This is a genomic window from Haladaptatus paucihalophilus DX253, assembly GCF_000376445.1.
Classification (GTDB): Archaea; Halobacteriota; Halobacteria; order Halobacteriales; family Haladaptataceae; genus Haladaptatus; species Haladaptatus paucihalophilus.
The window spans coordinates 2,458,369-2,472,191 of the sequence record NZ_AQXI01000001.1 but is presented as its reverse complement, the minus strand read 5'-3'; the positions used below and the strand labels follow the sequence as shown (position 1 = coordinate 2,472,191).

Genomic DNA, 13,823 nt, shown 5'->3' with positions numbered 1-13,823 from the left:
AGGCTGGCTACGAGCGGTCGTACGAGCGAACGTCGCCGTCGTACACGACGCCGCGTTCCGCATCGAGGGTGATCTCGTCGCCGTCGCTGACGGTCGGGCCGAGCGGCGCGCCGCTTATCATCGGGATCTCCAGTTCGCGCGCGATCAACGCCGGATAGCCGGTCATCCCCGGACGGGAATCCACGATACCGGCGAGGCGTGAGGTATCGCCGGTGAACTCGCCGTCGAAATCCGGTTCGAGGACGAGGATGCCCCCCGACGGAACCTCCGAGAGGTCGCCGGTCGAAGACCGCACCGCCGGTCCCACGGTTTGCCCGCGAACCACGCTCCGCCCCGTCGCGATGGTTTCCGCGGCGACGTGCACCTTCAACATGTTCGCCGTGTCCGAACCGTCCAGTTCGCTCATCATACCCGAGAGGACGACGACCGTGTCACCGCTTTCCGCGACACCGGCGTCGAGCGCGGCCTGCACGCCGTCCTCCACGATGGTTTCGACGCTGTGGCCGAGGTCGGTGTACTGGGCGTTGACGCCCCACGAGAGGGCGAGTTTCCGTCGAACCCTGTCGTTCGGCGTCGTCGCCACGACCGGCACGCCGGGGCGGAACTTCGCCACCTTCAGCGCGGTGTACCCGGATTCGCTGGCGGCGACCACCGCGCTCGCGCCGATGTCGCGGGCGAGGTAGCGGGCCGATCGAGCGATGGCGTCGGTGCGCGTGTCGTCGCTCATCGGGACGCGCTGTTCGAGCGTCTCGTCGTACTCATCGCTCTCCTCGACCTCACGGACGATGCGGTCCATCGTCTCCACGACGCGAACCGGATGGTCGCCGATGGCCGTCTCACCGGAGAGCATCACGGCGTCGGTCCCGTCGAGGACGGCGTTCGCCACGTCGGACGCCTCCGCCCTCGTCGGCCGTCGGGAGTGGACCATCGAGTCCAACATCTCCGTCGCGGTGATAACCGGAACTCCGGCCTGCTGGCACGTCCTGATGATGCGCTTTTGAATCATCGGCACGTCCTCCATCGGACACTCGACGCCGAGGTCGCCGCGGGCGACCATCACGCCGTAGGCCGCGTCCACGATTTCGTCCAGGTTATCGACCGCGCCGCGCCGCTCGATTTTGGCGATGATGGGGATGTCGGCACCGAACTCCTCCAGTACCTTGCTGACCTCGTACACGTCGTCGGCGTCGCGGACGAAACTCGCGGCGACGAAATCGGCACCCTTCTCGGCCGCGAGACGGAGGTCCTGCCGGTCCTTCTCGGTGACGACGCTGAGACCCAGTTCGACGCCGGGGACGTTGACACCCTTGCGACTGCTCAACTCGCCGCCGCTCACGACGTGCGCGACGACGGCGTCGTCCTCGACTTCCTCGACCTCCGTCTCGATTCGACCGTCGTCCAAAAGAACGGCGTCGCCGGGTTCGGCGTTCGAGATAGAAACGGAGAGGCCGACCTCCTCCGGCGTCGCGTCGTCGCCCTCCACGAACCGGACGGTCGAACCGGTTTCGAGGGTGATGGGCTCGTCCACTTCCGCGGTTCGGATTTCCGGCCCTTGCATGTCGAGCATGGCCGAAAGCGGGTTTTCGGTCGCCTCGTCGACGCGGCGAATCGTGTCGATGAGTTCGGCTCGGTCCTCGCGCGAGCCGTGGCTCGCGTTCACCCGCGCGACGGTCATACCGGCGTTTGCGAGTTCTCGAACCGTGCTCCTGGAATCGGACGCGGGTCCGAGGGTACAGACGATTTTCGCGTTTCTCATGCGCGATGATTGGTGCGTGCCCCCAAAAAAACCCTACAGTTAACTCGCGGCCGAGTTCAAACGGTGACACATCCGGCCACAACCGATATTTGTGTTGCCTCCAAAGCGGGAAAATATGTCGACGTACGCCTCGCTCGTCACCGTCGAACGGGACTACCAGAACGTACAGGAACTCGCGTCGATTTGGGGGGACGTCCGAAACGAACTGGAAACCCACAGCGCGACGCTCGAATCGACGTACGCAATCCTCGGAGAGTACGATTTCCTCCTCGTCATCGACGCCGAGGACCGGGACGCCGCGTATCAAGCGTCGCTGTGCATCGAACGCTACGGCCTCGACATGCAGACGATGGAAATAATTCCGATGGAGGACTTCGCAACGCTCGTAGACGACCTCTGAACCGCGACTACTTGATTTTCGTGCCCGGTTCGGCGTCGGCGTGGGTCGTCAACAGGTCGGCCTCCTCGCCCGCCGCCAACACCATGCCGTTGCTCTCGACGCCGAACAGTTCGGCCTTTTCGAGGTTGGCGACGACGACGATTTTCTTCCCTTCGAGGTCCTCCACGTCGTGGAGTTGTTTGAGACCGGCGACTATCTGCCGGGTTTCGGGGCCGATATCGACTTCGAGTCGAAGGAGGGCGTCGGCACCCTCTATCGGTTCCGCCGACTCGATGCGGCCGACGCGGAGGTCGAGGTCTTGGAATTCGTCGAAGCTGATTCGGTCGTCCGAGATGGGTTTGTGGTCACTCACGGTTTCGTCCTCGTGTTCGTCGTCGGCTTCGTCCTCGTCCGACGTAGCCGCTTCGATGCGTTCGTCGAGCGTTTCGTTCAATTCCTCGACGCGCTCGTCTTCGATTTGGGCGAACAGTTCGTCGGGTTCGCCGAAGTCGCCGCGCGGCGCGGCGAGCGCGTCCGCGACGACGGTCTCGTGCACCGAGCCGTCCTCTCCGAGTTGTGCCCAGAGGGTTTCGGCTTTACCGGGGAGAATCGGCTCGAAGAGCACGGCGAGCGCCTTCGACAGCTGCACGCAGTCGTAGATGACCTGTTCGGCCCGTTCGGGGTCCTCGTCGGTCAGCTTCCACGGTTCGTTGCGCTGGATGTACTCGTTGCCGAACGCGGCGAGCGCGGTCGCGGCGTCGCCGAGGTCCTTGATGGAGTAGTCGTTGACCGCCGCGGTGAACTCGTCTATCGCGTCTTCGATTCGCTCGCGCACCTCGTCGCTCGTCTCGGCGTCCGGCGCTCCGTCGTAGTTCCGCGCCGCGAACAGCAGGCTCCGGTAGACGAAGTTGCCGACCGTGCCGACGAGTTCGCCGTTGACGCGCTCCTGGAAGCGGTCCCACGAGAAGTCCACGTCCTGCTGGAAGCCGCCGTTGGTGGCGAGATAGTAGCGCAGGAGGTCCGGGGCGAAGCCCTCGTCCAGATAGTCGTCGGCCCAGACGGCGCGGTTGCGACTCGTCGAGAAGCCCTTGCCGTTCAGGTTGACGAAGCCGCTCGCCATGACGGCTCGAGGTTCGTTGTACTCGGCGACGTGGAGCATCGCGGGCCAGAAGACGGTGTGGTGCTGGATGATATCGCGGCCGATGATGTGGACGATTTCGCCCGCGTCCTTCCACGGTTCCTCCCAGTCGTAGGTGTCCGCACCCACGCGCTCGGTGTACTGCTTCGTGCTGGCGATGTACTCGATAGGTGCATCGACCCAGACGTAGAGCACGAGGTCTTCGGACGCTTCATCTCCCTCATCACCAGGATAATCGATGCCCCAGTCCATGTCGCGGGAGATACACCAGTCCTGTAGTTCGCCCTCTATCCACTCGCGGGGCTGGTTCTTCGCGTTGCTCGTCCCTTCGAGGCGGTCGATGAACCCCTGCAGGTACTCCTGTAGCTCCGAGACGCGGAAGAACTTGTGCGTCCGCTCGCGGTACTCCGCCGGGTTGCCGGTGCGGATGCTCGTCGGGTCCTCGATTTCGCCGGGTTCGAGGTGGCGACCACAGCCCTCGTCGCACTCGTCGCCGCGGGCGTGGGCACCGCAGTACGGGCAGGTCCCCTCGACGTAGCGGTCCGGAAGCGGGTCGTCCTCGATGGGGTCCCACGCGACTTTGATCTCCTTCTCGTAGATGTAGCCCTCTTCGTCGAGTTTGCGGACGATTTCCTGGGTGAGTTCCGTGTTCGTCTCGTCGTCGGTATGACCGTAGTTGTCGAACTCGATGTCGAACTTGGGGAACGTCGCTTCGTACTTGTCGTGGTGGCGAAGCGCGAACTCGCGGGGCGAGACGCCCTCCTTCTCGGCGTTGACGGCGACCGGCGTGCCGTGCATGTCCGATCCCGAAACGAACGCGGTCTGCTGGCCGAGCGTTTCGAGCGCGCGCGAGTAGACGTCGCCGCCGACGTAGGTTCGGAGGTGGCCGATGTGCAACTCCCCGTTCGCGTAGGGCAGTCCGCACGTCACCACCGCGGGTTCCTCGGTGGGATAGTCGTCGTGACTCATGCTATCGACTCCGTTTCTGTGGGTGTAAAAACCGCCGATTTCTCCGTCTGCCGTCGCTTCCGTCTCTCCTGTCCCGTCCGTCGCTCCTGATTTCGTCTCGTCATGCGTGATGTACTGTCTTCGATGGTTGGTGGGGTCGTTCGCGTAGCGGTCGCTCTCCGAATATTCCAAACGGACGGGTTTCACCCCGGATACCGACCGACGACCGGCCCAGAAGGATTCACCCGACGCTACTGCTGCCCGCGCATAGGCATCCGAGTGAGGTGGGCCGTCCGGCACATACCGTGCGATAGGTCCGTGACAGTATATAAATGCTCGCCCGCCGGAAGGAGGATAGAACCATCGGTTTCAGAAATCCGAGTTATCCACGGTACCGCGCGCGCTGGCGGGGCGACGAAGACAGCAAGGTTTCAAAGAAACCTCGCAAGCGAGCGGCACCGCCGCGAGCCATCGTCTGAGTCGCCCCATTGAAGCGTTCGAGGTCTTCGTGAGTGACAACGGAACGAACGAATGGCTCGTCAGAGCAACGCTCTGACGGTGGATGAGCGGAACGGAGTTCTCGTGAGTGCAACGAACGAGAGCACGGAAGAGCGTGCTCTTCCGGCGCGGAAAGGCCAGAATATCCCGCACAGCGGTCACATGAACGGACGTGAATGTGACCACGGAAGTCGCACGCCCGCGAACGAAGTGAGCAGGAACGTCTTCCGACGACCGCGAGCGGGTGGGGCTTTCGAGGGCTGCTTCGCTGTTGCTCCACTCGGAGCATCCTCTCAGGTAAACTCATTTCGTAGCGAGCGGACGAGAACGTCGGAGAAACGACGGTATCGACGCCGACCCGTCGGGTCCACTTCAGAGCGACAGGACGCCAGCACCGACGAGCGTCACCAACACCAGTCGGCCGACGCTCCCGGCGAACGACGCCAGCGCGAACTTCACGTAATCCGTTTCGAGAATCGAAAACGCGTAGATGGAGATGGTATCGGGGAAGCCGGGGACGCACAGCGCCCCTGCCAGTCCGAGGTACCCCCACTTCTGAGCGAGACCGACCGTCTTTCGCTCCGACCACTCCACGATGTCGATTTTCGAGCCGCGGAGCGCGCGGATGACGGGACCGGACTGTTTCGCCTCCTGACCGATGTGGAAGGCGAAGACGCTCCCCGCGGCCTTGCCGAGACCGCTGAGAAGGATGATGAGCGAAATTCGTCCGAGTTTGCCGACCCCGAGGTCGAGCGGTGCGAGGAGGACGACCTCACTGGGGAGGGGAAGAAGGAACGAGATGAGGAACGAGTAGATGGCGATAAGTACGAGACCGAACCAACCCGTCGCGTGTTCGACGGCATCCGTCAACCCCCCGAGGGATCCGAGAACGACGCCGTTCGTGGCGACATCGACGACCGAAGCGAGGATATCGAGCACAGGAGTAGGTCCGCAATCGACCGATGTAAAGGTTGAGATTGGACCCCGAAACGTGCTACCAGATAGCAAACAGACTGATGCCGACCCGTGACGAACCGAGGGTGTGAACTCGGACAGAGAATACCGCGTCACGGTACATCCGACGCTGCAAATGCGGGTGGCGTACACGGACGACGGCTCGGCGGTGACGGCGACGGTCGAGTATCGACGCGACGGGGAATGGGAGGAGTCGGCCGGAACGGTCGAACTCCGCGGGCGGGAAATCGCCGTCACCCGCGACGGCGAATCGGTGCTGGAGAAACGCCTCAGCGCGGAGTTGATAGAGGAGTACGGGTCGTCGGTCGCCGGGTTCGTCGGCCGATTGGCGAACAGGGGCGACGTGGGGAAATCGACGACGAGAGAGACGGGCACCGAGCCCGATTCGTGGCCCGTCGCGGTGACGCAGGAGGACGGGAGCGTCGTGGAGGCGCTCCGCCCGCCAGCGCAGGCGACGTTCGAAGTGTACGAGGACCACGGCGGCGAGTGGCGCTGGCGACTCGTACACCGAAACGGGAACATCATCGCCGACGGCGGCGAGGGCTACTCGTCGAAACAAGCCGCGAAGAATGGCATAAAGAGCGTCAAACGAAATACGCTCGGCGCGCCGGTGGAAGAGTCGGAGCGACCAGCCGAGTCGTAACCGACGGCGATTACGCGCGAACGGCGTCCAAATCCGCGACGAACTCCTCCAACATCGCGCGGGTGACGTGGGGCATACAGACGATTCGGAGTTCGCCCGAGCCGGTCGGCGAGACGCGCCAGCCGCGCTCCTGCAGGGCTTCGACCGTCTCGCGCGGGACGTCGATCGCGACCAACGGGAGCACCGGGTCGACCACATCGTAGCCCCGCGAGTCGAAGGCGTCCGCTATCCACTCCGCGTTCGCCTGTGAGCGTTCGAACTGCTCGCGGTAGCCGTCACGCCAGAGCGCGTCCATCGCGGCCCACGCGCTGGCGACGCCCGCGCCGCTTCGCGTTCCGGTCAAGGTTGCTTGGGATGTCGATTCGAGATACGGTGTTTCGACGGCCAGCGCGTCCAGGACGCGCTTTTCGCGGGTCAGAAAGCCACCGGCCGGAACCGCCGCCTGCCCCATCTTGTGCGGGTCGATACCCATCGTGTCCACGGCCGCGTGCTCGAAGTTCCACTCGTAGTCGGTGAAGGGAAGGACGAAACCGCCCCACGCGGCGTCGACGTGGAGCAGTGCTCCCGCATCGTGGGCGATGTCCGCCAAGGCAGGAATCGGGTCTACGCGCCCGTATTCGGTCGTTCCCGCGATGCCGACCACGAGAACGGTGTCGTCGTCCACCAGTTCGGCCATCGCGTCCGGGTCGGCGCGGCGGTCGTCCGCAACCGCCGCGAGTCGGAGTTCGACGCCGAGCACGTCCGCCGCCTTCTGAAAACTGAAGTGGGCGCTCTCGGGCGCGACGACGTTGGGGTCGTCCGTCGCCGCGAGGTTACGCGCCGCTCGAACCGCTTGGATGTTCGCCTCCGTGCCGCCGCTCGCGACGTAGCCGTGCGGATTCGAAAGCCCGGTGATATCACCGAGCAGTGATACGGCCTCATCCTCCAACGCCGAGACGGAGGGGTACGTCGTCGGGTCGCCCGGATTCGACGCCAAGAATCGTTCGGCGGCGTCGCGCGCCGCCGGATGCGGTTCGGTACACATCGAGGAAAGTACCCGGCGGAACGATTGGCTCGCGGCCACCTGCATACCCCAGAATTCGACGCAACCCGTTTATTGGTTCCGTTACGCGACGGCTCGCTACGGCGCGCTCGACTCGTCGTACCCGACGGAAAAGCCGCTCGACTGGACGATGACGTCGGACGCGGTGACGATGGTCAGCGAATAACTGCCCTCGAACCGCGTGCCAGCGTCACGACCTGGGTCGGTCCGGGTCAGCATCGGGTCGCCGCCGTCGCTCGGGAAGTAAAAGTACGCCGTCTCGCCGGGTTCGAGCGCGTGCTCGAACGTCGCCGCGTACGTCGTTCCATTGTGGCCGAGTTCGATGCTCGAACCGGCCGGAAGCGCGTCGCCGCCGCGGTGTTCGATTTCGAGACGGCCGGAGTCGGTCGTGGTTCGAAGGTCGGCGTGGACCGCCCGCCCCGCCTCGTCGGTCCACTCGGGACGGTCGATGGCGTCCGAGCGCGCCGCGAGGAATTCGAAGTCGATGGACCGGGTTCGCCCATCGGTTTCGATGAATCGGTGGAAGCGGTGAACGCGACCGGCCGAATCCACGACCAGCGTGGCGTCGTAATCGGTGACGTTCTCGAAGCCGCCGTTCCCGGAGAATCGGTCGGCGTGAAGCGTGATTCGGGTTCCGTCATCGACGCTCGCTACGTGGTCGATGGCGAACTCCCCGGTGTGGAGTATCGACCGAATCGTGTTCGATTTCGCCACGCCGCGTTCTTCTCGCGGACGGATTCGGTACCGCGTCCCCTCCTCGCTCGTGCCGCGCGAAATCACGGTGGAGTCGTTTTTCCACACCGTGCTCCGATAGTGGAAATTACCGGTCATGTTCAGCCGCGTGAACACGGTGGACAGCCCCGCGGTGGCGCGGCCGTGCTGGACGGCGACTGTGGTATTGCCGTCCGCGCGGGACGTTTGGCGGGCCTCGAACTGAAAGCCGGTTTCGCGCAGGGCGGATTCGTGGGCCGAAACCAGCGCGTCCACGTCCGAAATCCCGTCGGTCGTAACACCCGGCGGGAGGTCGGCATCCGCCGGGGAAATCGTCGTTTCGGTGGTGGTCGTGGCTGTCGTCGTGGACGATGCCGTCTGTGTGGTCGTATCCGATGCGACATTCGTCGTCCCGGCGTGACCACCGAGACAACCTGCAACGAGAATCATCGCCGTGAGGAGGGCGATACCGGCCGGTTTCCAATTCATCTCCCGCGACAATTACCCGGTCTGACATATAAAATTGAAGAAAAGTTGTCGGGATAGGAAGACTGGTTCACGGTCGGCACCGACAGCGAATAGAAGTACATACAACGGTTGTCTTCGATACGTCTACAAAGGGTATGTCGATGAAAAGGGCTGACAAATCGGTATGAGACAGCACGTTGAAACCGGTCTCTATGCGGGATTTCTGTTCGCCGTTCTCGGATTCGTTGCATGGATGAGTGGTGAGCCGTTTATCTTCCCGAGCCTTGGCCCATCCGCATTCATGCTGGCGTTCGAGCGCCGGAGAGACCGACGACAGGTGTATCGGATTGTCGGGGGGCATCTCATCGGCGGTGTCGCCGGATTTGTTGCGTTTCATTTGCTTGGAGATGGTGCAGCGATCACAGCACTGCCCCCCGCCCGCTCAGCTGAAGAATTTCACCTCGTTGCGAGTGCAGTCGTCTCGATTGTTCTCACTAGTTGGGCGATGATTGCAACCGACATGATTCACGCTCCCGCCTGCGCAACGACGCTTATCGTCTCCCTTGGATTACTCTCGACCTCGACTCAAGTCGTGATTATCGTTGTGAGTATCGTTCTCCTCGTAGCGTCGGATACTGCTGTACTGTTTCTGTTTAAACGAGTAGTTGGTAGACCACATCCAATCTATTCCGGTGAATAAGCTACCCTCCCTACTGCTCGCCCGGCGAACCACGCTTTAGCGGCGAGCAAATACGGTGTTGGAGCGCTTTCCGAAATCGTTCGAAAAATCGGATTGCTCGTTACCGCACCGAATCCAACATCAGTTTCTGCTCGACGCGTTTGACTTCGTGTTGCACGTCGCGCACGGCGTCGATGTTCGCCGAGATAGACGACACGCCGCGGTTGACGAGGAAGCGAACCATCTCCGGTTTCGACCCGGCCTGCCCGCAGATGCTCGTGTTGATGTCGTGTTCGCGGCAGCAGTCGATGGTTTGGCCGATGAGTTCGAGGACGGCGGGGTGGAGTTCGTCGAACCGGTTGGCGACGTTCTCGTTGTTGCGGTCCACCGCGAGGGTGTACTGGGTGAGGTCGTTGGTGCCGAAACTGGCGAACTTGATGCCCGCTTGTGCCATCTCCTCGATTTGGAGCGCGCTCGCGGGCGTCTCTATCATCACGCCCCACGAGCGTTTGTCGGGGTCGATGCCCGATTCGGCCATCAGCCGACGGGCGCGGAGGACGTCCTCCGCGTCGTTGACGAGCGGGAACATGATCTGTACGTTGTCGTAGCCCATGTCGTACAGCTCGCTGAAGGCGTCGAGTTCGTGCTGGAAGACGCCGGGCTTGTCGAGGCTCCGGCGGATGCCGCGCCAGCCGAGCATCGGGTTGTGCTCGTTCGGCTCGTTCTCGCCCCCTTGGAGCTGTTGGAACTCGTCGGTCGGCGCGTCGAGCGTGCGAACGCGGACGGGTCGGGGGTAGAACTCCTCGGCGACGCCGCGGATTCCCTCCACGATTTCGTCCACGTAGGCGTCCACGCCGTGGTCCTCGATGTAGCGTTCGGGCGTCTTGTTGGTCGAGAGGATCATGTGCTCCATTCGGAGCAGGCCGACGCCGTCGGCTCCCGTGGCGGCGGCGCGTTCCGCGGCCTCCGGGATGGAGACGTTCACTTTGACCTCCGTCGCGGTCATCGGTTTGACGGGGGTCTTCGGTCGCGCCTCCTCGATGGGCTCGCGCTCCGTCTCTCGCTCGGGCTTGCCCTCGCGGATGGTTCCCTTGTCGCCGTCCAACGTGACGACTTGCCCGTCTTCGAGGGAATCGGTGGCGTTGCTACAGCCGACGACGGCCGGGACGCCGAGTTCGCGCGAGACGATGGCGGCGTGGCTGGTCATGCCACCTTCGTCCGTGATGATGCCCGCCGCGCGCTTCATCGCGGGCACCATGTCGGGCGTCGTCATCTCGGTGACGATGATGTCGCCCTCGCGCACCTTGTCGAGTTGGTCGAGTTTCGTGACGAGTCGGACCGCGCCGCTCGCGATACCGGGGCTGGCCCCGAGTCCGTCGACGAGGATTTCGTGACCGCTCGCGCCGACCGCTCCGGCCGCGCCGCTGCCGTCGGCGACGCCCTCGGACGACTCGGCCTCGATGGTGCCGTTGTCGCTGATGGTGGTTATCGGACGCGACTGGAGCATGAAGACCTCTCCGTCCACGATAGCCCACTCCACGTCCTGTGGGGTTTCGTAGTGGCTCTCGACCTCCTCGCCGAGTTCGATGAGCCGGTCGATGTCGGCCTCCGAGAGGACGCGTGCGTTCCGTTTATCGTCGGGAACGCTTCGTTCGACCGTCTCGCCGGTGTCCTGGTCTTTCACGTGCATCACCTTCTTGTCGGCGATGGTGACGTCCTCGGCCGCACCGGTTTCGCGGTCGATGACGTAGTTGTCGGGCGACACGGACCCGGAAACGACCGCCTCGCCGAGCCCCCACGCGGCCTCGATGATTATCTTCGGCTCGCCGGTCGAGGGGTGGCTGGTGAACATGACGCCGCTCTTTTCGGCGTCCACCATGCGCTGGACGACGACGGCGATGTCCACTTTCCTGTGGTCGAAGTCCTTCTCCTGTCGGTAGTAGATAGCGCGCTGGGTGAACAGCGACGCCCAACACTCTTTCACTCGCTCGACGAGATCGTCGCGCGTGATGTTGAGGAACGTCTCCTGTTGTCCCGCGAAGGACGCGTCCGGGAGGTCTTCCGCCGTCGCGGAGGAGCGAACCGCGACGAACGCCTTCCCGTCATCTAGATTATCGTAGGCGGCGAGGATACCCTCGCGCATATCTTCAGGAATGTCGGTACCGAGAATGAGCTCTTCCGCCCGCGACTCGGCCTCCGCCAGTGCCGCGGAATCCTCGGTGTCGACGTCAGCGGCCTCGAACAGCTCTTCTGCGATACCGGTTTCTTCGATGAACCGTCGATAGGTTTCGGCGGTCACGACGAATCCCGGCGGGACAGGGAGGTTCGCACCGGTGAGTTCACCGAGCGAGGCCCCCTTGCCACCGACCAGTTCGAGGTCGTTTGCACTGATTTCGTCCAGCCAGAGTACAACCATTGCGTATGGGGGGAAACAAGCAGGTACATAAAGAATGTTCCGACCAGTTCGTCGTGGAAAAGTAACTCAGAACCGAATATACTCTGGAATCGCCACCAGGACGCCGGGGGCGATTTTCATCATTCTACGAACAGGGGAAGTAGCTCATCGACGTCGGCGCACGGACGGATTACGAGGGTCGTTCTGTCGTAATCGATGAACCCGTAGTCCGCCAGCTTGGGAAGATGGTGGTGATGAAGCATCGACCGGACGAGGGTTTCATCCGTACCGGTCAATCGAGACGAAACGTGCGCTCCGAGTTCGTCCAACTCGATGGTGTCGGCGTCGCACTCGTGAAGGAACGATAGGACAGTTCGACGTTCCGGGCGTTGCAAAGCGTCGAAGACGTTCGACAGGTCGCGCGTGCTTGGTGCGGCTGTAGAAATTCCGGTTTCGGTTGGCGTCTCGCTGTTAGTCATGGCTTCTCCGACCACCCGGACAGCACGACGGACTGGATAAATGGACGTGTAGAACCGTCCGGATTGGCACACCATAGAAGATGGCGATTATACATAAATAACTTTCTGTGCCTCTGTATAACTTACAGCAATGATTTGCGGGCCGATGCGTTGAGGGTCGTTCGAATCGTGGCTTCGGCGATGAAAGCGCGCACACGCGACGGCGAACGAACGAGACGAATCGAGTGCGACGAATTCGAGGAAGGGAACGAGGGAATCGTCCTCCGGGGACGCCACGCGGGCGTCGTCGGATACGTCCCGTACGACATGCTGGCGTCCGTGACGCGAACCCGGACGCCCGTAGATTCGACCAGTTTGGCGAGCGTCGGCTACGACCCGGAGGAGGAGACGCTCGAAATCGAGTTCCACAGCGGCGGCGTGTATCGGTACGCCGACGTTCCCCAATCGGTGTATCAGGAACTCCTGAGCGCCCGCTCACACGGGTCGTACTTTCACGAAAATATCCGGGGAGCGTACGACTATCGTCGGATTCGATAACGTCGTTCGCGTCCGTCGTCAGCACTCGATGATGTCGTCGTCCGCCGCGTCGGGGGCGACCAAACTGCCGTCCAGCGCGGTCGTCGCCCGACCCCCGACTCGCACGCCGGTTTCATTATCGACCCGCACGCGCACGTATCCCGGTCGGTCAACGAAGTGACCCTGCTCCAAGCGGAGTTCGTCCGGGAAATTCCCGGATTCGCCCTCGTTGTCGAACGCGTCGTACGCGTCCAGATACGCCGCGACCGACCCGCTCGCCGTGCCCGTCACCGGGTCCTCCGGAATCCCCACCGCGGGGGCGAACATCCGCCCGTGGAGCGTCGAGCCCGCCTCGATGGCGTCGAACGTGAAGGCGTAGACGCCGAGCGCGCCGACCTCGTTCCCGATTTCCTCGATGGCCTCCATGTCAGGGTCCGCGCCGCCGACGTGTTCGAGGAAGTTGACGGGGACGATGAGAATGGGAAGTCCCGTCGAGGAAACCGCCAGCGGGAGGTCCTCGCCCACATCGCGGAGCGCCGCCGGGTCGATGCCGAGCGCCGCACCCAGTCGTTCGTACTCGATATCGACGGGTTCGACGTCGGGGTCGTCTTGGGTCATCCAGACGGTGCCGTCCGTTTCCACCTCGATGTCCAGCACGCCGACGTTCGTTTCGAGCGCGTGCGTTCCCGGTTCGATGCGGTCGTCTTCGAGCAGGTGGACGTGCGAGGCGACCGTCGCGTGTCCGCAGAGGTCGATTTCCGTCGTCGGCGTGAAGAACCGGACCCGGCGGTCCGCGTCCTCGCTTTCGACAAAAAAGGCCGTCTCGCTCACCGAGAGTTCGCGGGCGATGGCCTGCATCTGGTCGGCCGTCAAATCGTCGGCGTCGGGAACCACACCGGCGGCGTTTCCGGCCAGCGGTTCGTCCGTGAACGCGTCCACGAGCAGCGTTCGACAGGTTTGCATACCGGGGCATGGTCCGACGGGGTGTTTAAGCCTCGGTTCTCGATACCCGCGGGATGGTTGAATTGGATTCCCCGTTGTCCATTCTAACCACGGTCAAACCGAGTCCGTAATCGGTTCTCCCTCGTCCTCGGTATCACTCCGTGATTCTCCTGCCACACTACATTTCTCACTATCGGTGGAGGAGGAATGAGAAACACCCATTACATTCGGTTCGTATCGAGTAGCGGCGGTAA

At 63.1% G+C, this 13,823-nt stretch carries 12 protein-coding genes; 4 read left to right on the top strand and 8 right to left on the bottom strand.

Annotated elements, in window-relative coordinates:
* Positions 1-7: 7 nt before the first annotated feature.
* A complete protein-coding gene (gene pyk, locus B208_RS0113775) occupies positions 8-1,756 on the bottom strand; it encodes a pyruvate kinase (protein WP_007979534.1) in 1,749 nt (582 codons plus the stop codon).
* Positions 1,757-1,871: 115 nt separating this feature from the next.
* Here pyk and B208_RS0113770 point away from each other — a divergent pair, with 115 nt between their 5' ends.
* Positions 1,872-2,156 carry a GYD domain-containing protein gene (locus tag B208_RS0113770; protein WP_007979536.1) on the top strand — a complete coding sequence of 95 codons (285 nt, stop codon included), beginning with the start codon at positions 1,872-1,874 and terminating at the stop codon, positions 2,154-2,156.
* Between the two features lie 7 nt (positions 2,157-2,163).
* Here B208_RS0113770 and metG read toward each other — a convergent pair whose 3' ends face one another.
* The gene (metG, locus tag B208_RS0113765) at positions 2,164-4,242 is read right to left on the bottom strand and encodes a methionine--tRNA ligase (RefSeq protein WP_007979538.1); all 2,079 of its coding nucleotides are present in this window, start codon (positions 4,240-4,242) and stop codon (positions 2,164-2,166) included.
* An 849-nt stretch (positions 4,243-5,091) separates the two neighbouring features.
* Positions 5,092-5,658 carry a YqaA family protein gene (locus B208_RS0113760; protein WP_007979540.1) on the bottom strand — a complete coding sequence of 189 codons (567 nt, stop codon included), beginning with the start codon at positions 5,656-5,658 and terminating at the stop codon, positions 5,092-5,094.
* Between the two features lie 103 nt (positions 5,659-5,761).
* Here B208_RS0113760 and B208_RS0113755 point away from each other — a divergent pair, with 103 nt between their 5' ends.
* Positions 5,762-6,337 carry an HVO_2922 family protein gene (locus B208_RS0113755; RefSeq protein WP_232423800.1) on the top strand — a complete coding sequence of 192 codons (576 nt, stop codon included), beginning with the start codon at positions 5,762-5,764 and terminating at the stop codon, positions 6,335-6,337.
* Between the two features lie 10 nt (positions 6,338-6,347).
* On the opposite strand, the gene mfnA is transcribed toward B208_RS0113755, so the two are convergent.
* Entirely contained in the window at positions 6,348-7,406 is a 1,059-nt protein-coding gene (mfnA, locus tag B208_RS0113750; RefSeq protein WP_018128932.1) for a tyrosine decarboxylase MfnA, read from the bottom strand.
* 51 nt (positions 7,407-7,457) lie between these two features.
* Positions 7,458-8,579, bottom strand: a complete 1,122-nt coding sequence (locus B208_RS0113745) for a glycoside hydrolase family 15 protein (RefSeq protein WP_007979545.1) — start codon at positions 8,577-8,579, stop codon at positions 7,458-7,460.
* Between the two features lie 163 nt (positions 8,580-8,742).
* Here B208_RS0113745 and B208_RS0113740 point away from each other — a divergent pair, with 163 nt between their 5' ends.
* Complete coding sequence (locus B208_RS0113740; protein ID WP_007979546.1) at positions 8,743-9,258, top strand: HPP family protein; 516 nt, start codon at positions 8,743-8,745, stop codon at positions 9,256-9,258.
* 100 nt (positions 9,259-9,358) lie between these two features.
* On the opposite strand, the gene ppsA is transcribed toward B208_RS0113740, so the two are convergent.
* Both ppsA and B208_RS0113730 read right to left on the bottom strand, forming a co-directional pair.
* The gene (gene ppsA / locus B208_RS0113735) at positions 9,359-11,653 is read right to left on the bottom strand and encodes a pyruvate, water dikinase (RefSeq protein ID WP_007979548.1); all 2,295 of its coding nucleotides are present in this window, start codon (positions 11,651-11,653) and stop codon (positions 9,359-9,361) included.
* A 119-nt stretch (positions 11,654-11,772) separates the two neighbouring features.
* The gene (locus tag B208_RS0113730; protein ID WP_018128931.1) at positions 11,773-12,111 is read right to left on the bottom strand and encodes a DUF7344 domain-containing protein; all 339 of its coding nucleotides are present in this window, start codon (positions 12,109-12,111) and stop codon (positions 11,773-11,775) included.
* Between the two features lie 180 nt (positions 12,112-12,291).
* On the opposite strand from B208_RS0113730, the gene B208_RS23350 reads away from it, so the two are divergent.
* Positions 12,292-12,648: a KTSC domain-containing protein gene (locus B208_RS23350; RefSeq protein WP_018128930.1), complete on the top strand. Its 357-nt coding sequence runs from the start codon at positions 12,292-12,294 to the stop codon at positions 12,646-12,648.
* 18 nt (positions 12,649-12,666) lie between these two features.
* Here the strand turns inward: B208_RS23350 and B208_RS0113720 are convergent, their stop codons facing one another.
* Complete coding sequence (locus B208_RS0113720; RefSeq protein WP_007979554.1) at positions 12,667-13,590, bottom strand: PhzF family phenazine biosynthesis protein; 924 nt, start codon at positions 13,588-13,590, stop codon at positions 12,667-12,669.
* Positions 13,591-13,823 lie beyond the last annotated feature (233 nt).